We start from the raw sequence: 20363 nt of genomic DNA on the forward strand, positions 1-20363 counted from the left end.
CCAGCGGCTCGGATCGATACGGCGATCATGAGTGGGAGTGTGTCATGCTCATTCTGCTCAACGAGTTCTTCGAACCGCAGGCCATCTTCGAAACCGCTCGTGCCCCTCTTGAACTCGCGCTTACGAAGCCAGGCAGCAAGGCCCGGAACGAGCGTGGTGCGCTTGCGATCACCCAGTTCATCAGGCTCGGCAAACAGGTCTGGCCCGCAGTAGATGCGACCCCGGCGCGAACGACACTCGGTCCGGAGGTAATGCAGTGACTCAGGCGATCCCGGCAAAGCGAGACGTCGTCTTCATCAGCAAGGGAACGCCGGAAGACGATGATTTCGTCCTCTGGCTCGCGCCCCGGCTTGAGGCGCAAGGCTACAAGACGTTTGCTGACGTGCTGACACTGGAGCCGGGCGACCGCTGGCGGCGCGAAATAACCGAGACACTTCAATCGCGGGCGGCCAAGATGCTCATTTGCTGCCGCGACGTGACGCTGGCGAAAGCGGGCGTGCAGGAGGAAATCGGTATCGCCTCCGATCTGGTCAAGGAACTCAAAGACTCGCGCTTCATCATCCCGCTCCGGCTTGAGAAGTACAAAAAGCTCTTCGGGATCGGTGAACTTCAGTACATCAACTTCGAGAACCGCTGGGCCGAAGGTCTCGCGGAACTGCTCGAAGCGCTTGAAAATCAGGGCGTCCCCCGCGACTGCAACGAGGTTGCAATCAATCCGAACTGGGAAAACTATAAATCTCGTCATGCGATAAGGATTGAGAATGCGCCGGAGCGCCTAACTTCGAACTGGCTGCGGATCGCCGAGATTCCGGACACGATACGTTACTTCCAGCCGAGCGGCGCAATCAGCCATCAGGCGATGCATCAGGAATGCCGCGACATGCGCTTTCCCGCAGAAATTTATCTGCGGGGATTCTTCTCTTTCTGCACCTTGGATGAAATCAACGCATCTCTCGGTCACGTAGGTCGGTTCTCTCTCGCTGCGGAGATGCCGCTCATGAGCTTCATCGAGAGTGGGGCAGAGTCTCCTGCTATCGGCAGGCGTGAAGCCGCTAATATGATCGTCTCGATGTTTCGGCAGGCCTGGGAGAGTTACTGCCGGGAGCTGGGGCTTCTTGAATATCGCTACTCGCAGGTTCCGGGATTCCACGCTTCGGACGCCCAGATGCCGATAGGCAAAAAGCTGCGCTGGGGAACACAGGGTGAGAACCGCTCGTCGATGCTGCGCAACAAGGCGCAGGGAAAAGTGTGGCAGTTCGGCGTGACCGCCGCGCCGGGGTTCTGGCCATTCCCGCACTTCAGGCTCAAGTCTCGTGTTTTGTTTGCGGAAGCCAACGGCGACAAGGCGGGGCCGGTTTTCGAAGACAAGGATTTGCAGCATCGGTTTCGCCGACGCGTATGCAAAGGTTGGCGTAACAAGCAGTGGCATGGCCGCCTCATGGCCTTCCTCGAGCTCCTTTCAGGGGATCAGGCCTTCGTGAGACTCCCGCTTGCGGCCGAGGCGTTCGTGAAGCTGGATGCCGCACCATTACTCTTCACGTCCCCGGTGACTACGGTTCTTCCGGACTTACTGGCCGATGAGGACGAGGAGCCAGACGACGAGACGCTCGGGAATGCACGGTACGAAGAGGACGAGGAATAATGGAGCTCCCGGAGAAGACATTAGCGGTCCTGCATATCCCGGAGCCTGTGATGGAGTTCGGCAATGGGCAGACATCCGATCACCCCAAGGACGGCTTGTTCCTATACGGTCCTCACGATGCACCACGCCGCGTGAAGCAGGTGTCTGTCGGCGTGGTCGGAACCGAAGCCGGTATTGGATACGTCACGACATGGGCCAAGAGGATATCCGGTCTTGTGTCGGTTCCACCTCCCGGAAAGGGCGAAAAGAAGGAACGACCTCATCTTTCGGACTTTCCCGGCCTTGCCGAAGCCTTCGGAATATCCATCAGTCCGGATGAATTTGTGCGCCGTATGGTGAGCGCAAAAGCTATCGACGAAGCGACAAAGACCCTCAACCATCACGAGGCCGTCGCGAAGGCTGTCGATCTGTATATTGACGAAATCATTCGGCACGACCGGAACGAAGAGCATAAGGTTGATGTCTGGCTTCTTGTACTGCCGGAGCTAGTGTTTGACCGTTGCAAACCACTCTCGCGGCGCTCGGGCATCGGTTTAGTCAAAGGAGATTTCATAAAACGGCAGAAGGTCCGTTCGGATCTTCCTTTGCTCGGCGAGGTCATCGACCAGAGCGATGAGCTGATCTTCGACGATATCCCCGACTTCCATCGCCAAGTGAAGGCGCGCATGCTGAAGGTTGGTTACACGTCACAGCTTCTCCGCGAGACGACACTCGCTCCGGAGAGCTTCAAGAACAGTGCAGGCTATCCAAAGCGCGCGCTTCAGGAGCCGGCTTCCATCGCATGGAATTTGGCAACCGGGCTCTACTACAAGACCCAGCCAAAGCCGCCATGGAAGCTCGCCAATGTGAGGCCGGGCGTGTGCTATGTTGGGCTCGTATTCAAGGTTCTCCCCAACCACCCGCAAAACCATGCCTGTTGCGCGGCGCAGATGTTCCTGAGCGAAGGGGACGGCGTCGTATTCCGAGGCGCGAACGGCCCATGGAAGACCGCGGAGCGTGAATTCCACCTAAAGGCGGCCGAGGCGAAAAACCTCGTATCGATGGTGCTGGAGACCTACAAGGAGAAGCATGGAACGCTTCCGAAGGAGCTGTTTATCCACGGGAGAACGACCTTTAGCGACGAGGAATGGAGAGCATTTTCAGAAGCGGCCCCGCCCGGAACGAACGTAGTCGGTGTCCGGATCAAGACGACTTCGGGAGATGTAAAGCTTTTCAGGGACGGGGATTACCCGGTTCTGCGAGGAACGGCGATGATCCTTGACAATAAGAACGCCTATCTCTGGACGAACGGGTTCCTGCCCCGCCTTGGCACATATATCGGCCCTGAAACGCCCAACCCGCTTTCTATCACGGTGCTGCGCAGCACCGGCCCGACGCCGCAGATCGAGGCGGTGCTCTCAGACATCATGGGTCTCACCAAGATCAATTATAATGCCTGCAACTTCAATGATGGCCTGCCGGTAACCGTCCGGTTCGCTGACAAGGTCGGTGATATTCTGACCATGGGTTCGGCGAAAGATGCCGAGCGTCAGCCGTTCAAATTCTACATCTGAGTTCATGGCGCGTCCGGCCTCGCCGGACCGGGCTCTATTCGCTTCGCTCGCGGAGCCGCTGATCGCCGTCTCCGCCATTCGGTGACGATCCCTCGCGCGGTCAGACAATGACAGCCTGCGGCTGACACCTCCTTCTTTTCGATTGGGGCCTGCGGCCCCTTCCTCCGTCAAGGCCAAGCCCTGCGCTTACGCTCCGGGCGTCGTCCGGCGGTATCCCCGGCCTTCCTCCCGTTGGTCGTGCAGGCCGGGTGATCCCCCTCCGCCGGAGACGGCCCTGACGGCATCCCCCCGCTCATTGGCGCGGGCCTAGTCCGGTTGCATGCGCAACCAGCAAGACTAGGAGAAAGAAAGTGAAAACAGACGTTTACGAGAGGATCACGGGCCGGATCGTGGCCGAATTGGAGCAGGGCGTCAGGCCGTGGCTCAAGCCGTGGAGCGCGGAGCACGCCGCCGGGCGGATCACGAGGCCGCTGCGCTTTAACGGCATGCCCTATCAGGGGATCAATGTCCTGATGCTGTGGGGCGAGTCCGTGGCGAAGGGCTTTGCCGCGCCGATCTGGATGACCTTCAAACAGGCGCAGGAGATGGGCGGGCATGTCCGCAAGGGCGAGCATGGCAGCCTCGTCGTCTATGCCGACCGAATCAGGAAGACCGAGCGCGACGAGGCGACCGGCGAGGAGGCCGAGCGCGAGATTCCGTTCCTCAAGGGCTATACCGTCTTCAATGTGGAGCAGGTGGAAGGGCTGCCGCAGCATTTCTATGGGCTCGCGGAACCCCGGCTCGATCCGGTGGAGCGCAACGCGCGGGCGGATGAGTTCTTCGCCGCTACCCGCGCCGATGTGCGGCACGGCGGAGACCGGGCTTACTACACCATGGCCGAAGACCGGGTGCAGATGCCGCCCTTCGAGGCCTTCCGCGATGCGGAAAGCTATTACGCGACCCTCGCTCATGAGATCACGCACTGGACGCGGCACCCTTCGCGGCTGGAGCGGGATTTTGGCCGCAAGCGCTGGGGTGATGAAGGCTATGCGATGGAAGAGCTCGTCGCGGAACTCGGGGCAGCTTTCCTGTCCGCCGATCTCGACCTTACGCCGGAGCCCCGCGAGGATCACGCCGCCTATATCGGCTCATGGCTGGAGGTACTGAAGAACGACAAGCGGGCGATCTTTACCGCCGCGTCTCATGCGCAGCGCGCCGCCGATTACCTGAACGGGCTGCAAGCCCCCGCCCTCGCGGAGGCCGCAGAATGAGCAGGGCGCAGGATCAGAGCGGGCAGCTGGGCTTCGATGCCTTGCTGTCCGCAGCTTCGGACGAGAACCGCAGGCGCAGGGTGGAGCGGGAGACCGCCCACCTGCCGGGCACGATGGCGGAGGCGATCCCGTTCTATCGCCTCCTGATCCGGCAGCATCATGCGGCGATGTTCGCCGCCGATGTCGATGCGGCGATGGCTTTGCGCAAGGAGGCAAAGCGCCTTGCGCTGCGCCTCAATGCGGGCGAGCCCGGCATTCTGGCTGGCGAGGATTCGCCGGGCTGCGTGCTGGCGCGGCAGACCGCAGCCGCGCCGGGTGCGGTGCCGCTCTGGGGACAGGAGGGCGAATTTGTCACCTGCGTGAACGGGATGCGCGTGCGCATCGAGATGGACGGCATGTTCGGGATCGGCTGCGGCATTGGGTATTGGCCGGGCTTTGCCGCGCACGCGGTCGATCATCTTCGCCCGTTCATCAGCGAGACGGGATACCGGAGCTTCCTCGGCATCCAAGCCGATCCCGCGCCGGGCCTGACGCCGGATGCGTTCGCGGCGAAGGTCATTGCCGCGCACATCAAAGGCGAGCTCAAGGGAAAGCTGCGCGCCATCGAGCCGCGCTATCGCAAGGAGGCAGTGGCGCAATCCGAGCCGTGCGGGGCGGGATAGGGCGTCCCGCCGCGCCGCGAGGCCCTTCCGGCCTCGCGGCGCGGCTTGCTAGAATTTCGTGCGCCCTGCGGGCGCGAAGGGAGGCGACGCATGAAGCTGCTGTTCGTCTGCACCGCCAACCGGCTGCGGAGCCCGACGGCGGAGGCCGTGTTTGCCGGGCATCCCGGACTCGAGGTGCGCTCGGCAGGCCTCGATGGCGCGTGCCCGCGCCCGCTGACGGACGAGCTGGTCGCATGGGCCGACAGTCTCTTCGTGATGGAGCAGCGCCACCGCGAGAAGATAAGGAAGCGCTTCCGGCAGGCGCTCGGCGACAAGCCGGTCGTCGTCCTCGGGATACCGGACGACTACGAGTTCATGCAGCCCGAGCTGGTCGCGCTGCTTAAGGAGCGGGTGCCGCGCTTTCTCGATTGAGCGCGCGCCGCGCCTGGTCATCTCCCTCCTTTTCTGGTGACGCCGCCGCCATGGTGGCCTGAACCCGTCCCGCTTCTCCTTTGTGACGGGCCGAGCCCCACCATAGCCAGCCTTTGCGCCCAGCCTGGCAGAGCGCGGTCCTCGTGGCCGCAACTTGCTTTCCCGGCTCCCCCGCCGTTCCGGCGGTCCCCCCAAGAATGCGTTGCGTCCGGCCCGGCGCCCCGCCGCACGGCAGGGCACGGCTGGCATGGGGCCAGCCCAACAACAAAAAGGAGAACGACAATGGGACTGGACATGTATGCCATGACGACGGCGGAGAACCCGGAGGCTGAAACTGACTTCAAAGTCGGCGCAGCCAATGAGCTGTCTTACTGGCGCAAGCACCCGAACCTGCATGGCTGGATGGAAGCGCTCTACCGCGAGAAAGGCGGAGCCGAAGACATCTTCAACTGCGTGAATGTCCGGCTCGGCCGCGACGATCTCGACCGGCTGGAGGCCGACGTGAAGGCGAAGCGACTGCCGCACACATCCGGCTTTTTCTTCGGCGCGTCCGATGGCTCTGAAGAGGCAGACGACCTCGCGTTCATCAACCGCGCGCGCGAGGCGCTCTCGGCAGGCCTGACCGTCTACTACACATCGTGGTGGTGAGGGCCAGTCGTCAGCGATCTGCCGGGTGCGAGCGCGTGCCCGGCAGATTTGTATATGCAAAGCCGCGAGCAGCGAATCGGATTAACATCGAAGGGCAGGACAAAAGGGGTGAAGACTGAGCAAGTACGAAACATTGTCGGCCTATCTCGCAGGCTTCGGGCCATCGTCCCGGCGCATGAGCTTTGGTGAGATCGAGGAGGTTCTCGGATTTAGCTTGCCAGCGAGCGCCCGGCAGTTCCCGGCATGGTGGGCGAACGATCCGAACCCCAGCCGCCACTCGCATTCGTGGCTCTCCGCCGGATGGGAGACGGGCGACCTCGATCTTGCCGCCGAGCAGGTGACCTTCCGGCGCGCGGGCACGGCGCAGGAGGCTGCACCGCGCCCGCGCCCCGAGCCGCCCCGAGGGACGGCTCGCAGCCATCCGCCTGCGGCGGAGGCCGTGCCGGAAGGCGATCCCGTGCAACTCGCCCTCACCATGCAGTGGCTCAAGCTCGGGCTGGTCGATCTCGACGGTACGGCTTCGCTGCGCTTCCCGTCAGTGCCGAGCGCTCCCGGCCTTTACCGGTTTCGCCTCGTCGGCGAAGACTCCCTCCGCTGCTATATCGGCGAGACCGCCGATCTGCGCCGCCGGTTCGCGCACTACCGCAAGCCCGGACCGACCCAGGCAACGAATATCCGGCTGAATGAACTCCTGCTCGCGCATCTCGGCGGTGGCGGGCGCGTGGAGCTCGATGTCGTCACCGGCGGTGTCCTTCTGGTGATCGGCGAGGCGCGCGTCCAAGCCGATCTGGCTGACAAGGCGACGCGGCGGCTTCTCGAACATGCGGCCCTCGTCGCGCAAGGCGGTGCCGCCGTCGACAGCCTGAACCGGTGAGAGGCTGATAGCGCTCGCCCCCTGTCTTTCGGAGTCGTCCTGGATGATGCGGCGGCACGACCGAAGGTGAGATCGCGGGAGGCAAAGGCCTTGCTGCTCCTACCCCACGTGCTGGGCTCGCGGCTTGCGAGGAGGGTTCAGCGCCGGGGCGGGGCCGGATAGCGGTAGCTACATTGCGGCGTTCCGGGCGTGCCGTGCCGGTCTTCTCCCTTGGGGGTTTCGGTTGCAGTGACTATCGGTTCTTGCGCAGGGCGCGCCGCAAAAGCAACGGGCTGCCCGCTCCGTTCGCATGCGCTCCCGTGTTGCCCGTTTCCCTTCGGTGCTTTGCGGCTTTGCCGCCCTGCTGCCGTGTACCGGTCATCTTGAACCGAAACCGAAGGAGAAGACCAATGACACACGACACGCAGAAAACGACCGACGAAAAGAAAGCCCCGGCTCTCATCGCCTACCACGTCCCGGATCGCGAGAACGCCTCCTGGACCCGCATCGGGGCCGCTTGGGACCACAAGGACGGCAAGGGCTTCACGCTCGCGCTCGATCTGGTCCCGGTCGCGGGGGGCCGCATCGTCCTGCGGACGAGCGAGCCGAAAGAAGAGGGGGAGAGCGCGTAAGCGCTCTCTTCATTTAGTAGCGATGGGCACGGCGCGCGCCGTGCCCATCGCTTTTGCGGGGCGTCCGCGCACATGTCACGGGTGCGCTCTGGGCTCAAGTCTGCGGGTCTGCCTTGGGCGGACGCCCGCGCTTGCGCGCGGGCTGCCTGACCGCTACCGCAAGGCCGTGCGCTTTGGCGAGCTGCTGGATTTGCGCGAGGGCCTGCTTGCGGCGCTCGCTTTGCCGCGCCGCAAGCAGGCTTTTCGCCCGGTCGATCAGATCGCGCAGGCTCTCATCCGGCAGCGCGTCAAGACTTTCCACAGGGGTTGTTTCGTTCATGGCGTCCATGGTCATCACCTCAGAACGGAAGGCCGTCATCGAGATCGGTGGTTGGTGAGGCGCGAGGCTTCTCGCCGTCCTCTTCCGGCGTGTGCTTGTCGTCGAGCACGGCGCCGGTCAGCATCACGGACAGGTAATGCTCGGGACTGCCATAGCCCCGCTGCTCTGCCGCCCACGCTGCGAACTCGTAGACGCAGTCATCGATGCGCAGGGTTATCTTCGTCATCGGGCTTTCTCCTTCGTGGACGGCCCTGCGAGCAGGAGCCGTTTCGCGGGACCGTCCGGCAAGCGCGCCAGCGCTTTCGCGCCGCCCGCCGTGAGCAGGGCAACGGCCTCGCACAGGGCGTGCAGCGGCAGCTCCGCGCCGAGCGCCGCGAACCTGCCGCCGGTTAGGCGCGCAAGTCCGCCGAACACGGCTCGTGCCGTGCCGTCATCCCCTTCGAGGAAGCTGAAGACGCGGATGCCTGCGTTCCGCAGGGCAGCGCCGACGCGTTCCGCCTCGCGCGCGTCTTCCTCGAAGCTGTCACCGATCAGGATGATGGCCGATGGCCGCATCTCTGGCGGCGCATCGAGGAACGCGGCGAGGCCAGGCAGGATTTGTGTGACACCGCTCTGGCAGCGCACGCGCGCCATAGCGGCGGCGGCCTTTTGGGGATCGTCGAACCATCCGTCATCGGTCAGCCGTCCGCCGCCGAAGCGCACGAGCCGGACCGCAAGGCGGCCCAGCTTTTGGACCGAACGGAACATCTGCGCCTGTTCCCAGCTCGATGCCCGGCTTGCCGTCGCGTCGATCAGGAAGCCGATACGGGTTACGCGCCGCCGCTGCGCTTCGCGTTCGGCAAAGCGTTCGAGGGCGCGCCGGAGCGCGCCCTTTCCGCTGGATTTCGTGAGGGTGGGAAGCATCAGTGGTCCTCCTAGCGGGCTTCGCTCCGTGGTCCCTTGCGGGGGAGCTGCGCCTCTTTGGGCTTGCGGATCGTCACCGGCTTTGTCGTTTCCACCGGCTCGAACCAGCGCCGCCTGAATTGCGGGTTGAAGTCGGGGTCCGACTCCCGCCAGTAGTTTCGCGTCGTGCTGCGCCTTGCCATTGCAGACCTCCGTTCGTGGATTGGCCTGCTCGCAGCTTCTGATTTTCGCCGCGCGATTGATTGAGCACGGGCTGGTCACTTCCAGCCGCGCGCCCTCACGATCAGATCGCGCGCCGCATTGATTTCCTGCGCGTCGCCGACTGACCCACCGGCATCCGGGTGCGCTTTTCTGATCGCCTGCCTGTAGGCACGCTCCAGCTCTGCCGCCTCGAAGACGGGCGGCAGGCCGAGCCGCGCCGCCGCCTGCGCATAGAGATCGAGAAACTCGGGCTCCGCTGGCTCGTCGGTTCGATCCTCGCGTTCCGGCCCGCGCCGGAGCTCGTCGGCAAAATAGAAAAGGATGAGGAAGGCCGAACGAAGGAGGCGGAACAGGCCCTTACAAAGCGGCCAGAGGACCGCCCTGAAGAGGAGCGCCAGCGCCTCGCAAAGGCACATCAGCAGGAATGCGAGAAGATGCAGCAGCGCCGCGAAGACATAGGCGAAGACGACCCACCCTAACAGGAGAACGAGAAGCATCGCTCACCTCCCGCCCAGGATCGCCGAAAGCACATAGAGCGCGATCGGCAGCATGATGATGCACGCGGCGATGGGGTGCGGCGCCATCCACCACACGAGCGCGAGATAAAGCCTGCCGCCGAGCGCGTTCAGATGATCGCCGGCGCTCACCCCCGGCGCGTCGTGATCGAAGTAGGGATTGCGGTAGAAGCGCCCCGCGAATTCCGGGCGGTGCCAGTACGGCGTCTTGCGCAGCGCGATTGGCGGCAGATTGCCGATGAACACGACCTGCTGATCCTCTTCGAGGCGGCGCAGCTCGTCGTCCATCAGCAGAGACCGGCCGGTTTCGGAATGGGAGCGCTCACCGCGCCCGTTCGTGCTGACGGTCCTGATCGTACACTTGCCGAGGAGCTTCTCGGTGTGCTCGGCGGTTTCGAGATCGCCGACGCCGAGGATCTGGAGCAGGCCGCAATTGCCGATGAGCGTCTGCCAGCCCTTGCCGTAAAGATCGACGAGCTGACCCATGTTCTGCCAGATGCTCCAGATCACGACGCGGTATTTGCGCATCGTCGCGAGCCAGCTCGGGAAACGCAGGATTCTTCCCAGTGCCGCCGCTTCATCGATCAGGAAGATGACCTTGCTCTTCGCAAGCGGCTTGCGCTGCATCTCCAGGATGGCGCAGGCGAGCGCGAGGCGCAGGATGGCCGCGTGGCTGTCCATGTATTCCAGCGGCAGGACGACGCTGATGATGCCGCCCCGCTGATCGGGCTTGAGGCCCTTGAGAATGGAAAAATCCACGTCCGAACGGCTGAGCTTCTCGCGGACCAGCGGATCGGCAAGAAAGCTCAAATCCTGGCGCATCGTCGATTTGATCGCCGAGAATTCTTCCGAGGCCTGTTCCCTGATCCGCTCCAATTCGCCCGCTTCGAGGCTGACGAGGCCATCGCAGGCCGGATTGGCCTTCATGGCCGACAGGAGGGCGTCCCAGCCCTTCGCGCCGCTGCTCACGTACCGGTACAGCGTTGCGAGGTTCTGCCGTTCCTCCGGCTCCGTCGTTTTGATGTGAACGATCATCGCCCGCTTTGCCGTCTGGGCCGCATCCTTGAAGTAGGCGTTGGAGCCACTCTCATTGCCGGTGCGCGGCGTCAGCATCTCGGCGAAGACCAGCGCGTCCGCCGCAAAGGCCCGGCTTTGGGGATCGAGGAAATCGAGCGGGTTGAAGCCGTGCGCAGGCAGCGCCCACGGCTCTTCCGGAAACATGCCGAAGAGGTTGATGCAGCCGAATTGAAAGCCGCGCTCCCGCCAGTGCTTCGCGGCGATGGCGGTGTTCTCGCCGCCCGGATCGATCAGGAAGAACCACGGATAGGATAGAAGGTTGGGCAGGATCGCGGATGCGCCCTTGCCTGAGCCCGAGTGACCGAAGGTGATGGCGTGAATGCCGTCATAAAAGACACTGAGCTGTCCCGCCCAGTCCCCGACCCGCAGGCCGCGCCCGTGGAACAGTCCCTTTTCGAATAGCGTCCAGACCCGCGCCCAGCTTGCCGTCCCGTATGTACCGGAATTGCGGCCCTCGAAGCGCCAGGCGAGCAGGCCGAAGAGGAGGCACGCTCCAAACCCTCCTCCGATGAGCCATCCCATGATCGCCGCTCCCTTGGTAATGTGCGGGCGCGGGTTGCCGCGCCTGATGCCATTGATGCGTCAGACAAGGGGAGTCATGCTTGAGCACGGATTGGGCACGGAGCGCGGGAGGCCGATGAACGAGCCGCAGGCAATGACCGGCTTCGACGCTGCGGAGCGCGAGCGCATCCGCCGCGCGCTGCTCCGCTATATGAAGGAGCGCCGGATCGGGGTGCCCGCGCTCTTGCCGCTCATCATCAAGTCGCACCCGCGCGAGATGGAAATGACCCTCTCGACGCTGCAACGCTTCCTCAAAGCCAGGCACCAGACGCAGGATCATTACGTCGCGCTCTGCCAGGGCTTCGTGAAGCACCTGCCGTATTACGGCGAGGGCCGCGATATCCCGCCGCTGGGCGCGGCGCTATGCGGATTTTTCGAGCGGCTGGACGATGGCGACGCCGCCGCCGCTCCGGCTTTCGCCATCGAGCGCTTCGTCGGCGCGTTCGAGGGCCGCTCGCGCCATGGCGCGATGCGGCCGCGCGTCGGCGTAGCACGCGACTTCGCGCCGCTCGCCTCGCATGCGAGTCTCGCCGCCGTGCCCGGAAAAGCCTTTCTGGAAATGCGCGAACTCGTGATCGACCGGCAGGAAGGGCGCGACCGCCGATTTGCTTTCGACGGCGTGCTCCTGTTCATCGCGCCGCTCTTCTATGCCGTGCTGCGCAACAGCCTTACGCGCCAGCCCAAGGTCTACAGTCTGGAAGCGGTCCCGGCCCCCGAGCGGGGACCGGATACGTATTCCCTGAAAGGCAACAGCTTCGAGGTCGTCGTACCCGATGATCGCAAAGCGCAGCGCTTCCGGCGCAGCGCCGACATTCAGTTCTATCCGGCAGCGGCGGAGCGGCTCGCGACATGACCGACAAGCGCCCGACCGATCACACCCGGCCCGGCGAAGGCGGCGGCTACCTGCCGCCGTCGGCGCAGCTCATCGCTGCCGCCTATAAGGGCGACATGGCGCGCGTTCGGGCCGCTATCGAGCAGGGGGCGGATGTCAATTTCCTCGACCGTGATACGGGCCTTGCCGCACTCCACCTTGCCGCCGGTACGAACGATCTCGCGCTCTGCCAGTACCTGATCGAGGAGTGCGGGGCTGCGTTCTTCCCCGACCGTTTTGGCCGCTGGCCCAGTGTCGTCGCCATCGAGTGCCAGGTCGATGATGCCGTTTCCGATTATATCGGCGAACGGGAAGCCCTGTTCATGCAACAGAACCCGTCCTGAGAGATGTCGCCCGCACGAGCCCATCAGGCTCGTACGGCGTCCATGTATAGCCCGTGACCAATGTTTGACCAACGGGCCTAAGTGCTGGTATCTTCAGCGCTTCCTGCCTTATGTCTGCCCCGTTAAGGATGGTTAAAGCTTCCTTAATATTGATGGCGGACAATAGAGAGAATAGGTCGTTAGAGCCGGATACAAGATGTGCGCGGGGTCCCCGCGCCATCTTGGCAAGGGGGCGCTAAGCCGCCCCCCGTTGCATCCCCCCGGCATCGGCTGTTCCGGGCATCGAACCCTTCCCAGCCGAGCGCACCGTATCGCCGGTGCATCACGACCAAAGAGCCTTCGTGCCCTTTGGAAACCGGACCGGGAGACTTCGCTCTCCCTGGACCCATCGACCGTGGGCTTTCGCGCCCCCGGACCCACGACCGGTGTTTCGGCACCGGCTTCGACCAAGGGAGACTTCGGCTCTCCCTGTGGAACCCATCGACCAGGGTTTTCGCACCCTGGAGGACGACCAGCGTTCCGGCGCTGGACCACGGGCAGGGAGCGTCCTTCGCCCGCGGCAACCGGAGAGAGGAGATGGCAGGCAGCGGCAGCGAAACGAGGCAGCGCCAGATCACGCTGAAGGCGCGCTTCACCGACGAGGAAGCCGCTCTGATCGCAGAGCAGGCCAACCGGGCCGCTGTGTCTGTTGCCTCTCTCATCCGCTATGCCGTGCTGGGGCAGCCGCCGCTGCGCGCGAGCCGCCAGCCCACCATCAATGAAGAAATCGCCGCCCATCTTATCGGCAAAATGGGGCAGCTCGCCTCCGCCCTGCGCGCGTGCGCAGACGCGGGCAATCCGGGAACAACCGATGCCCGGATCGAGGCTGCCCACCGCGATCTTGCCGAGATGCGCGCCGCGCTCTTTCAGGCGCTCGGGAGAGAGCCGTGATCCTGAAAGGCAACCAGCGCGGCAACGGCGCCGATCTCGCGATCCACCTGATGAACGCGTTCGACAACGAGTCCATCGAGGTGGCGGAAGTGTACGGCGCGGTCGCGAATGATCTGCTCGGCGCGTTCTCCGAGTTCGAGGCGGTGTCGCTTGGCACCCGCGCCCGCGAGTATCTCTACAGCCTCTCGATCAGTCCGCCGTCACCGCTCACGCGCGAGCAGTATTTCGAGGCCATCGGCATGATCGAGGAGCGGCTCAGTCTTGCCGGGCAGCCGCGCGCCGTCGTCTTCCATGTGAAGCCGGACGAGCGCGGTATTTCGCGCGAGCACTGCCATGTCGTCTGGTCGCGCACCAACATCGAAAAGATGCGCGCCGTGCACATGGCGCACGACCGGCGCAAGCTCATGGATATGGCGGTCGCGCTCTCGCACAAATTCGGCCTCAAGATTCCGCCCGGCCTCAAGGCCTGGGAGGACAAGCAGAAGTTTGAGAAGGAGAAGCTCGAAGCGACGCTCGCCGAGAAGGCGCAGGCGGAGGCGACCGGCATTAACCCAGAGGAGCGGCGCGCCGAAATCACCGCCGCTTACGAGGCCTCGGACACGGCGGAGGCGTTCCGGGCCGCGCTTGAGCAGAAAGGGTATGTGCTCGCCAAAGGCGATAAGCGCGGTCTTGTGGTGGTGGATAAATCCGGCGACGTGCACAGCCTCACACGGTACATCAAAGGCCACAAGGCGAGCGCGATAAAGGACAGGCTCGCGGCCCTTCGCCCGGAGCAGTTGCCGACGGTCGAAGAGGCGAAGGAGCAGGTGCGCCAGCGCGCGCAGGCTCTTGATGAGCGGCAACGCGAGCAGCGGCAGGAACAGGAGCGCGAGCAGGAGCGGCAAAGCGCGCGGCAGCGGCTGGAGGAACTGCGGCGGCAGGCCGAGGCGAAGCTCGCCGGAAACCAGGCCGCCCGCCGCCTTGAGTTGCAAATGGCCGCGCAGGAATTGCTGACGCGGCACCAGGCCGAACGGCTCGCGCTGCATGCGGCGCAGAAGAGCGAGAGCAGGGGCATCCTGTTCCGCGTGCGCAGCGCCGTCGCCGACCTGATCGCGCGCACGCCCGGCCTGCGCTCGGTTCTCTCGCATATCCAGAGGATGACGCACCTCGATCCCAAAGAGCGGCACCGGCTTGAAGACGATGCGCTCGCGCGCCGCCATGCCCGCGAGAAGCTGGAGGTCGAGAGACTGCGGCGTTTGCATGCGCGCCTCGACACGCGCGAGCGATCCTCACTCGAAAAGGCGATGCGCAAGGCGGAGCGGCTGCACGCGATCGCAGTCCTTGAGATGGAGCACAAGGCCGAGCAGACGCGCAGCGCCGAGAACATGGCAATGCAGGACTTCTACGACGCAGCGCGCGATCAGGGGTTCTGGAAGAAGCAGGATTTCGCTGAGGGCGATCTGCGGGAGCGCTTCAATGATGCCGCCGGGTTCGCGCATGGAGCCGTGGACACTGACGAGAGCGAGGATGGCTATGCACCGGACCTGCGGAACGACGCCGACGATGGAGATGACGATGGCCGGCCGCCCCGTCACGGACACCGCCATCGCAAGGGCTATGGTTACAGAAGGGATGAGTAGACCGCGGGTTTGAGGCGATTTTCGACCTGAGAGACGGTTTTGCGGCACACCGCGACGAAAATTAATGGATTTCGACCCAAGAAGCTGATATTGTGATTTTCGACCCCAACTTCATAGAAGGGGGGTTTTTCGACGACCAAGAGGACTTTTCGACCTATGCAGCTGGAGCTGGCCCATGCGCCCCATTTTCAAGAGAGCGCCGTTCCCGAAGGGACGCGCCTCGCCGGTTGGGCTGCGCTGGTTCAGGCGCTATCGATCAAAGCTCCCGTTCGGCGGCCCAGCTGCTGCTCGGAAAAGCATATCAAAGGAAGCCAGCGCGAAGAAGGCATCTGGCAGGTATTCGACAAGCGATACTGGCCCGGCGATACCTTCGCCGATCACCTGACATTCGCCTTTCGGCATGAAGTCCTCGATCTTCTGATCCTCAAACGCGTTTTCGACGCCGTTCCCATGGACTCCGTCGAAGAGCTCGTGCGCGCAGCGCCGACGGGCGTTCCGGCACGGCGCATCTGGTTTTTCTACGAGAAGCTGACCGGGAAAACTCTCAACCTGCCCGACGCCCAGAACGTCGCGGCCATCGATCTTCTCGATCCAGCAGCGTACTTCACGGCCAAGCCGCGCCTGTCGCGACGCCACCGCGTCCGCGACAACCTGCTGGGCACGGCGCGCTTCTGTCCGGTCATACGCCGCACCAAAGCGCTGGAGGAGTTCGTCGGCAAGGCGCTCGACGAGAAGGCGCGCGACACCGTCGGTCGCACCGGCTCCCACCTCGTCGTCAGAGCCGCGAGCTTCATGCTGCTGGCCGACAGCCGCGCGAGCTTCGAGATCGAAGGCGAACGTCCGCCACGCAACCGGCTGGAGCGATGGGGCCGCGCCGTCATGCAGGCGGGGCGCAACAAGCTCGATGTCGACGAAATCGTCCGGCTCCACCAAGTGCTGATCGAGGATACGAGATTCATACAGCCGGGGCTTCGGAGAGAAGGCGTGTTCCTCGGCGAGCGTGACCATAACCACGATCCGCTGCCGGAATTTATCGGTGCACGGCCTGACGACCTCGCCGACCTCATGGAGGGGCTGATCGAGGCGAACGACAGGATGAGTGAGGCGGGAATCGCCCCCGTCTTGCAGGCTACAATCACGGCCTTCGGGTTCGTCTATGTCCACCCGTTACAGGATGGCAACGGGCGGCTTCACCGTTGCCTGATCCACCATGTCCTTGCCGAACGGAAGTTTACCCCGCCAGGCATGGTTTTCCCGGTTTCCTCGGTCATGCTGGATCGGATCGACAGCTACCGGACGACCCTTCAGGCCGACACCGGACCTTTGATGCCCTTCATCGAGTGGCGGCCAACGCCGGACAGGAACGTCGAGGTACTCAACGATACAGCCGATCTCTACCGGTACTTCGACTACACGGCGGCTGCCGAATTCCTCTACGGGTGCGTCCAGCGGACGGTCGAACACGACCTGCCGCGCGAGATCGACTATCTGCGCCGCCATGACGAGGCGTTGCGCCGGATCATGGACACGGTCGAAATGCCCGACCGCCTCGCCGAGAACCTCATCATGTTCATTCGGCAGAACGGCGGGGTGCTTTCAAAGAAGCGGCGACAGGGCGAATTCGAGGCGCTCACAGATGTGGAGGTTGTGACCATAGAGGCCGTCGTTCGGGACGAATTCGACGGATTTGAAGAATTTCAGAATGGGGGCTAATTTGACGAGTGAAAAGAAGTTGGAGCCACCAACCCGCAACGAAAAGCGAGCCGCACTTCGCCGCTCTATTGAGGCTCTTGCGCAGGCTACTCCAGTCACTGCGGCTTTGGCTCATCTGTATGGATATACCCATCCCAGTCAATTCGAGCAGGATCTCGAACGGTTCTGGAATGAAATTTCCGCGCTGGTTAACAACCATGAAGATCGCCTCCAGCGTCTTGAAGCGAAGCTAGAGCCAAGTATTGTTCTGAGTAGCCTCGCTCTCGAAGTGCTGACTTGGCTGCTGTCCTCGAACACGACCGGACGAAGCGAGCCAGTGATGTTTCAAGGCATCGTGGACGCGTTCACGGGAATTGATCGACGCGACTTGGAAGAATCAGTATCTGAGCTAGCCCACCTTGGCTATGCTACAAAGTCGTCAGCCATAGGTCACCCGATACGCAGCGTGCGTCTTACGACAGACGCTTTTCTTGGGTTCGATATGGCGGCAACCGGAAACGATACGCGGGCGGATGCTATTCACGTCGCCGGGTTGTGGGTCGAGGATGAGCGTTTAACCTCGATCTACGCGCTAAAAGATCATCTAGGTTGGGAACCGCGTCGGCTAAATCCGGCAATCGCAGTTTTGTTGCCGATCTTCCCTAAGGGGCGGCGGAGCGGCGAACAACACCCGCAATTTATTACCACTTCGGTATTGGTGACGTCAGACGAGCGCTATCAGCTACGCCGCGTCATTGAGACCGGTCGGGTGGACTGAACCAGGTCGCACAAGCGCTCTGAAACGAACCTTTAGCCGCTATTCAGCCTGCGGGCATCGAACAGCAGGTTAAGGTGGTTGCGAGCCCCCGCAACCAAGTCCCAGCGAAAAGCCCGGATCGCAAGATCCGGGCTTTTCGCGTTCTGCTGTTCGCCACGCTGAAGAATCACCCGAGCCGCATCACGGAGAGCCGCGCGACGAAGGGGCGCATGAGTGAACACCGCGCTCGAAGAGGGCGGAAAAAGAACTGATATTGGGATAGTGGAGAGGAGGCGCCGCGAGCCTCGACCGGATCCGACATGATGCGATCCGGGATGGTGCTGCTGGACAGGATTGAACTGTCGACCTCTCCCTTACCAAGGGAGTGCTCTACCACTGAGCTACAGCAGCGCCGTCTGCGGTGGCGCGGTATATGCCATAGCGATCCGGCCTCCGCAAGGCCAAAGCTTCGCTTTCCATGATTTAAAATCAGCCTCCTTCCCGGGCTGCCCGCAACGCCGGATCGTGCTAAAGCTCCGCCCACACAGGGAAATCCAGCAGGGAGTGCAGGGTGATGAAGATCGGTGTGGTTGGCTGTTCCGGGCGCATGGGCCAGATGCTGGTGCGCCGCATCCTGACGACGGACGGATGCAGCCTTGCCGGCGGGACCGACCGGCCGGGAAGCGAGGCGATCGGCAAGGACATCGGGGCGCTGGCGGGTCTCGATCCTATCGGCATGCTGGCGACCGACGATCCCGTCCAGCTCTTCGCCGACGCCGACGCCGTGATCGACTTCACCAGCCCGGAGGCGACCGAGCGGCACGCCGCCCTGGCGGCCCAGGCCAAGACGGTTCACGTCGTCGGGACCACCGGTCTCAATCCCGCCCAGACCGAGGCACTGCGCAAGGCCGCGCAACACACCAGGATCGTCCACGCACCCAACATGAGCCTGGGCGTGAACCTGCTGATGGTGCTGGTCGAGCAGGTCGCCCGGACGCTGGGGCCGGACTTCGACATCGAAATCCTGGAGATGCACCACCGCCACAAGGTGGATGCGCCCTCGGGCACCTCGCTGGGCCTCGGACGGGCCGCCGCGGCGGGGCGGGGCGTCGACCTGGACGCGGTCTCGGCGCGGTTGCGCGACGGTCACACCGGCGAGCGGCGCCGCGGCGACATCGGCTTCGCCGTGATGCGCGGCGGCGACGTGGTCGGCGACCACAGCGTCGTCTTCGCGGGGGAGGGGGAGCGGATCGAGCTCGGCCACCGGGCCAACGACCGCCAGATCTACGCGGTCGGAGCCGTCCGCGCGGCGCTCTGGGCCCATGGCCAGCCGCCCGGCCTCTATTCCATGCGAGACGTCCTCGGGCTCGGCTGAAGTATTAACGCGGGCACCCGGGAACAGTGCTCCCGGCGGCGGCGAAAGGTTCCGATCACCTTGCGAATCGGACAGTCGAAAAGCCGCCGTCCCCACGATCTTCTATCTTTGTTCTCTGCGGCATTTTGGACCGGACCACTGAATGACCAGTCCCACGGCCCGGAATCTGTCTGAAGAAAGGCATAGCTGCGGCAATTTCGGGGTGTTTGTCGCTTGACAGTGTTGCTGCTGTATCAGTAATCCAGGGGGACAAGCTTCAAACGAAACCTTAACAAAGAGGCGCAACCCCATGACTGACAAGCGTAACCAGGGACGCCGGCAGGTCTGCTCGAATTTCGGGGTTAAGGCGTCCATGGTACTCCTTTTGGGAGGGCTTGTCTCGGGTTGCGCGAGCACCGGCCAGACCGGGGCTTCCGGGCCGGCGGCGCTGGAGCCTATCCAGGTCGCGGCGCTCGCCCCGGCGCCGGTCCTGCCGCCCGATCCCAAGGATCCCTGGCGCGACCTGATCGCCGAGGCGGCCGAGCGGTTCGACGTCCCGGAACAGTGGATCAGGGCGGTCATGCACCGCGAGAGCGGCGGGCGCGCCACCGTCAACGGCCGGCCCATCACCAGCCCGGCCGGCGCCATCGGCCTGATGCAGGTCATGCCGGCGACCTATGCCGAGCTGAGCGAACGCCACGGCCTGGGGCCGTCACCGACCGATCCGCGCGACAACATCATGGCCGGCACCGCCTATATCCGCGAGATGTACGACCAGTTCGGCAGCCCCGGCTTCCTCGCCGCCTACAATTGCGGCCCCGCCTGCTACACCGCGGTCCAGGCCGGGCGCCAGCGGCTGCCGCGCGAGACGCGCCAGTACATGGCGGCCCTGGCTCCCGTGGTCGGCCGGACCGCGCCGCGCGGCACCGACGGCGTGCCGGCGGTCCTGGTCGCCGCCGCCGACCGTCCGAAGCCCGTTCCCTCGGCCAAGCCGGCGCAGCCGGTGCGCGAGGCCGTCCAGGTCGCCGCCGCTCCGGAGCCGGTGCGCGTCGAGACCGTCCGCGCGGCGGTCGCCCAACCCCCGATCATCCAGGCCGCCGGCTACGACGTCGCCGGCATCGACGAGGAGGACGACGACGCTCCGCGGCTCTCCTCCCGCCCGTCGCGCCGGGAGAGCGAGGGCAGGGTGGTAATGCGCTTCACCCCCATGGGCGGCGTCGATGCCTGCGGCAGCCTGCGCGGCATTTCCGACGCCTGCGCGCCGCTCGACGACGCTGGCCGTTCCTGATCCTTCCGGCCTATGATCGCGGCCGAGATGACCGATGATCAGCCCCCCTCGACGCGCCCCGGCGCGTCCGGCCCAACTCGGCAGGAGCGGCAGGCCGCCGCCCTCCGGGAGAACCTGCGCAAACGCAAGGAGCAGGCGCGCGAGCGGCGCCAGTCCGGCGTCCCGGCCGCTCCGGACCCGGCCCCGCCGGTGCGGGAAGGGGACGGCGACCCTTGAGCTTCGCCCCGGCGTCGGGTAGAAGCGCGGGCACGCCCAGCCTTTCGGAGACCGTCGCCGATGTC

Annotated in this window: 24 protein-coding genes and 1 tRNA gene; 18 read left to right on the forward strand and 7 right to left on the reverse strand. The window is 64.2% G+C overall.

What is annotated here, in order from left to right:
- The first annotated feature begins 44 nt into the window (after positions 1-44).
- From JL101_RS04625 to JL101_RS04665, 9 genes are all read left to right on the forward strand, one after another.
- The gene (locus JL101_RS04625; protein ID WP_203099465.1) at positions 45-260 is read left to right on the forward strand and encodes a hypothetical protein; all 216 of its coding nucleotides are present in this window, start codon (positions 45-47) and stop codon (positions 258-260) included.
- Positions 257-1642, forward strand: a complete 1386-nt coding sequence (locus JL101_RS04630; RefSeq protein ID WP_203099466.1) for a toll/interleukin-1 receptor domain-containing protein — start codon at positions 257-259, stop codon at positions 1640-1642. The genes JL101_RS04625 and JL101_RS04630 overlap by 4 nt, the downstream gene beginning before the upstream one ends.
- A 50-nt stretch (positions 1643-1692) precedes the next feature.
- Positions 1693-3195 carry an argonaute/piwi family protein gene (locus JL101_RS04635; protein WP_228435284.1) on the forward strand — a complete coding sequence of 501 codons (1503 nt, stop codon included), beginning with the start codon at positions 1693-1695 and terminating at the stop codon, positions 3193-3195.
- 350 nt (positions 3196-3545) lie between these two features.
- Positions 3546-4445, forward strand: a complete 900-nt coding sequence (locus JL101_RS04640) for an ArdC family protein (RefSeq protein WP_203099468.1) — start codon at positions 3546-3548, stop codon at positions 4443-4445.
- Positions 4442-5107, forward strand: coding sequence for a hypothetical protein (locus JL101_RS04645; protein WP_203099469.1), 666 nt, complete (start codon positions 4442-4444; stop codon positions 5105-5107). The genes JL101_RS04640 and JL101_RS04645 overlap by 4 nt, the downstream gene beginning before the upstream one ends.
- A 90-nt stretch (positions 5108-5197) precedes the next feature.
- Positions 5198-5518: a low molecular weight protein tyrosine phosphatase family protein gene (locus JL101_RS04650; protein ID WP_203099470.1), complete on the forward strand. Its 321-nt coding sequence runs from the start codon at positions 5198-5200 to the stop codon at positions 5516-5518.
- A gap of 282 nt (positions 5519-5800) precedes the next feature.
- Positions 5801-6166, forward strand: a complete 366-nt coding sequence (locus JL101_RS04655; protein WP_203099471.1) for a hypothetical protein — start codon at positions 5801-5803, stop codon at positions 6164-6166.
- A 133-nt stretch (positions 6167-6299) separates the two neighbouring features.
- A complete protein-coding gene (locus tag JL101_RS04660; protein WP_203099472.1) occupies positions 6300-7040 on the forward strand; it encodes a DUF7662 domain-containing protein in 741 nt (246 codons plus the stop codon).
- 389 nt (positions 7041-7429) lie between these two features.
- The gene (locus JL101_RS04665) at positions 7430-7651 is read left to right on the forward strand and encodes a hypothetical protein (protein WP_203099473.1); all 222 of its coding nucleotides are present in this window, start codon (positions 7430-7432) and stop codon (positions 7649-7651) included.
- Positions 7652-7745: 94 nt separating this feature from the next.
- Here the strand turns inward: JL101_RS04665 and JL101_RS04670 are convergent, their stop codons facing one another.
- From JL101_RS04670 to JL101_RS04695, 6 genes are all read right to left on the reverse strand, one after another.
- On the reverse strand, positions 7746-7979 hold the full coding sequence (locus JL101_RS04670) for a hypothetical protein (protein WP_203099474.1): 234 nt from the start codon (positions 7977-7979) through the stop codon (positions 7746-7748).
- A gap of 10 nt (positions 7980-7989) precedes the next feature.
- Positions 7990-8196: a hypothetical protein gene (locus JL101_RS04675; protein WP_203099475.1), complete on the reverse strand. Its 207-nt coding sequence runs from the start codon at positions 8194-8196 to the stop codon at positions 7990-7992.
- Entirely contained in the window at positions 8193-8873 is a 681-nt protein-coding gene (locus JL101_RS04680) for a vWA domain-containing protein (protein WP_203099476.1), read from the reverse strand. The genes JL101_RS04675 and JL101_RS04680 overlap by 4 nt, the downstream gene beginning before the upstream one ends.
- Before the next feature lie 11 nt (positions 8874-8884).
- Entirely contained in the window at positions 8885-9055 is a 171-nt protein-coding gene (locus tag JL101_RS04685; RefSeq protein ID WP_203099477.1) for a hypothetical protein, read from the reverse strand.
- 75 nt (positions 9056-9130) lie between these two features.
- Complete coding sequence (locus JL101_RS04690) at positions 9131-9571, reverse strand: J domain-containing protein (protein WP_203099478.1); 441 nt, start codon at positions 9569-9571, stop codon at positions 9131-9133.
- Between the two features lie 3 nt (positions 9572-9574).
- The gene (locus JL101_RS04695; protein WP_203099479.1) at positions 9575-11188 is read right to left on the reverse strand and encodes a type IV secretory system conjugative DNA transfer family protein; all 1614 of its coding nucleotides are present in this window, start codon (positions 11186-11188) and stop codon (positions 9575-9577) included.
- 115 nt (positions 11189-11303) lie between these two features.
- Between JL101_RS04695 and JL101_RS04700 the strand changes: the two genes are divergently transcribed.
- From JL101_RS04700 to JL101_RS04725, 6 genes are all read left to right on the forward strand, one after another.
- Complete coding sequence (locus JL101_RS04700) at positions 11304-12080, forward strand: hypothetical protein (RefSeq protein WP_203099480.1); 777 nt, start codon at positions 11304-11306, stop codon at positions 12078-12080.
- Entirely contained in the window at positions 12077-12442 is a 366-nt protein-coding gene (locus tag JL101_RS04705; protein WP_203099481.1) for an ankyrin repeat domain-containing protein, read from the forward strand. The genes JL101_RS04700 and JL101_RS04705 overlap by 4 nt, the downstream gene beginning before the upstream one ends.
- Before the next feature lie 576 nt (positions 12443-13018).
- The gene (locus tag JL101_RS04710; RefSeq protein ID WP_203099482.1) at positions 13019-13372 is read left to right on the forward strand and encodes a plasmid mobilization protein; all 354 of its coding nucleotides are present in this window, start codon (positions 13019-13021) and stop codon (positions 13370-13372) included.
- Positions 13369-14991 carry a relaxase/mobilization nuclease domain-containing protein gene (locus JL101_RS04715; RefSeq protein ID WP_203099483.1) on the forward strand — a complete coding sequence of 541 codons (1623 nt, stop codon included), beginning with the start codon at positions 13369-13371 and terminating at the stop codon, positions 14989-14991. Before JL101_RS04710 ends, JL101_RS04715 begins: the two co-directional genes overlap by 4 nt.
- A 156-nt stretch (positions 14992-15147) precedes the next feature.
- Positions 15148-16704, forward strand: coding sequence for a Fic family protein (locus tag JL101_RS04720; RefSeq protein ID WP_203099484.1), 1557 nt, complete (start codon positions 15148-15150; stop codon positions 16702-16704).
- A gap of 1 nt (position 16705) precedes the next feature.
- Complete coding sequence (locus tag JL101_RS04725; RefSeq protein WP_203099485.1) at positions 16706-17461, forward strand: hypothetical protein; 756 nt, start codon at positions 16706-16708, stop codon at positions 17459-17461.
- Positions 17462-17776: 315 nt separating this feature from the next.
- Here the strand turns inward: JL101_RS04725 and JL101_RS04730 are convergent.
- Positions 17777-17851: transfer RNA gene (locus JL101_RS04730), tRNA-Thr, on the reverse strand.
- A gap of 163 nt (positions 17852-18014) precedes the next feature.
- Here JL101_RS04730 and dapB point away from each other — a divergent pair.
- The 3 genes from dapB to JL101_RS04745 all read left to right on the forward strand — a co-directional run bounded on the left by dapB (position 18015) and on the right by JL101_RS04745 (position 20298).
- Complete coding sequence (gene dapB, locus JL101_RS04735) at positions 18015-18815, forward strand: 4-hydroxy-tetrahydrodipicolinate reductase (protein ID WP_203099486.1); 801 nt, start codon at positions 18015-18017, stop codon at positions 18813-18815.
- Positions 18816-19167: 352 nt separating this feature from the next.
- Positions 19168-20082 (forward strand): lytic transglycosylase domain-containing protein, encoded by a 915-nt coding sequence (locus tag JL101_RS04740; RefSeq protein ID WP_203099487.1) that lies wholly within the window; start codon positions 19168-19170, stop codon positions 20080-20082.
- A gap of 27 nt (positions 20083-20109) precedes the next feature.
- Positions 20110-20298 carry a hypothetical protein gene (locus JL101_RS04745; protein ID WP_203099488.1) on the forward strand — a complete coding sequence of 63 codons (189 nt, stop codon included), beginning with the start codon at positions 20110-20112 and terminating at the stop codon, positions 20296-20298.
- Positions 20299-20363 lie beyond the last annotated feature (65 nt).

It is taken from the genome of Skermanella rosea (assembly GCF_016806835.2).
In the GTDB taxonomy this organism is placed as follows: domain Bacteria; phylum Pseudomonadota; class Alphaproteobacteria; order Azospirillales; family Azospirillaceae; genus Skermanella; species Skermanella rosea.

Coding starts and splice junctions, on each gene's coding strand:
- JL101_RS04625 (WP_203099465.1), top strand. CDS start 45: ATGCTCATTCTGCTCAACGAGTTCTTCGAACCGCAGGCCATCTTCGAA.
- JL101_RS04635 (WP_228435284.1), top strand. CDS start 1,693: ATGGAGTTCGGCAATGGGCAGACATCCGATCACCCCAAGGACGGCTTG.
- JL101_RS04645 (WP_203099469.1), top strand. CDS start 4,442: ATGAGCAGGGCGCAGGATCAGAGCGGGCAGCTGGGCTTCGATGCCTTG.
- JL101_RS04650 (WP_203099470.1), top strand. CDS start 5,198: ATGAAGCTGCTGTTCGTCTGCACCGCCAACCGGCTGCGGAGCCCGACG.
- JL101_RS04655 (WP_203099471.1), top strand. CDS start 5,801: ATGGGACTGGACATGTATGCCATGACGACGGCGGAGAACCCGGAGGCT.
- JL101_RS04665 (WP_203099473.1), top strand. CDS start 7,430: ATGACACACGACACGCAGAAAACGACCGACGAAAAGAAAGCCCCGGCT.
- JL101_RS04670 (WP_203099474.1), bottom strand. CDS start 7,979: ATGGACGCCATGAACGAAACAACCCCTGTGGAAAGTCTTGACGCGCTG.
- JL101_RS04675 (WP_203099475.1), bottom strand. CDS start 8,196: ATGACGAAGATAACCCTGCGCATCGATGACTGCGTCTACGAGTTCGCA.
- JL101_RS04680 (WP_203099476.1), bottom strand. CDS start 8,873: ATGCTTCCCACCCTCACGAAATCCAGCGGAAAGGGCGCGCTCCGGCGC.
- JL101_RS04685 (WP_203099477.1), bottom strand. CDS start 9,055: ATGGCAAGGCGCAGCACGACGCGAAACTACTGGCGGGAGTCGGACCCC.
- JL101_RS04690 (WP_203099478.1), bottom strand. CDS start 9,571: ATGCTTCTCGTTCTCCTGTTAGGGTGGGTCGTCTTCGCCTATGTCTTC.
- JL101_RS04695 (WP_203099479.1), bottom strand. CDS start 11,188: ATGGGATGGCTCATCGGAGGAGGGTTTGGAGCGTGCCTCCTCTTCGGC.
- JL101_RS04700 (WP_203099480.1), top strand. CDS start 11,304: ATGAACGAGCCGCAGGCAATGACCGGCTTCGACGCTGCGGAGCGCGAG.
- JL101_RS04705 (WP_203099481.1), top strand. CDS start 12,077: ATGACCGACAAGCGCCCGACCGATCACACCCGGCCCGGCGAAGGCGGC.
- JL101_RS04710 (WP_203099482.1), top strand. CDS start 13,019: ATGGCAGGCAGCGGCAGCGAAACGAGGCAGCGCCAGATCACGCTGAAG.
- JL101_RS04720 (WP_203099484.1), top strand. CDS start 15,148: ATGCAGCTGGAGCTGGCCCATGCGCCCCATTTTCAAGAGAGCGCCGTT.
- dapB (WP_203099486.1), top strand. CDS start 18,015: ATGAAGATCGGTGTGGTTGGCTGTTCCGGGCGCATGGGCCAGATGCTG.
- JL101_RS04740 (WP_203099487.1), top strand. CDS start 19,168: ATGGTACTCCTTTTGGGAGGGCTTGTCTCGGGTTGCGCGAGCACCGGC.
- JL101_RS04745 (WP_203099488.1), top strand. CDS start 20,110: ATGACCGATGATCAGCCCCCCTCGACGCGCCCCGGCGCGTCCGGCCCA.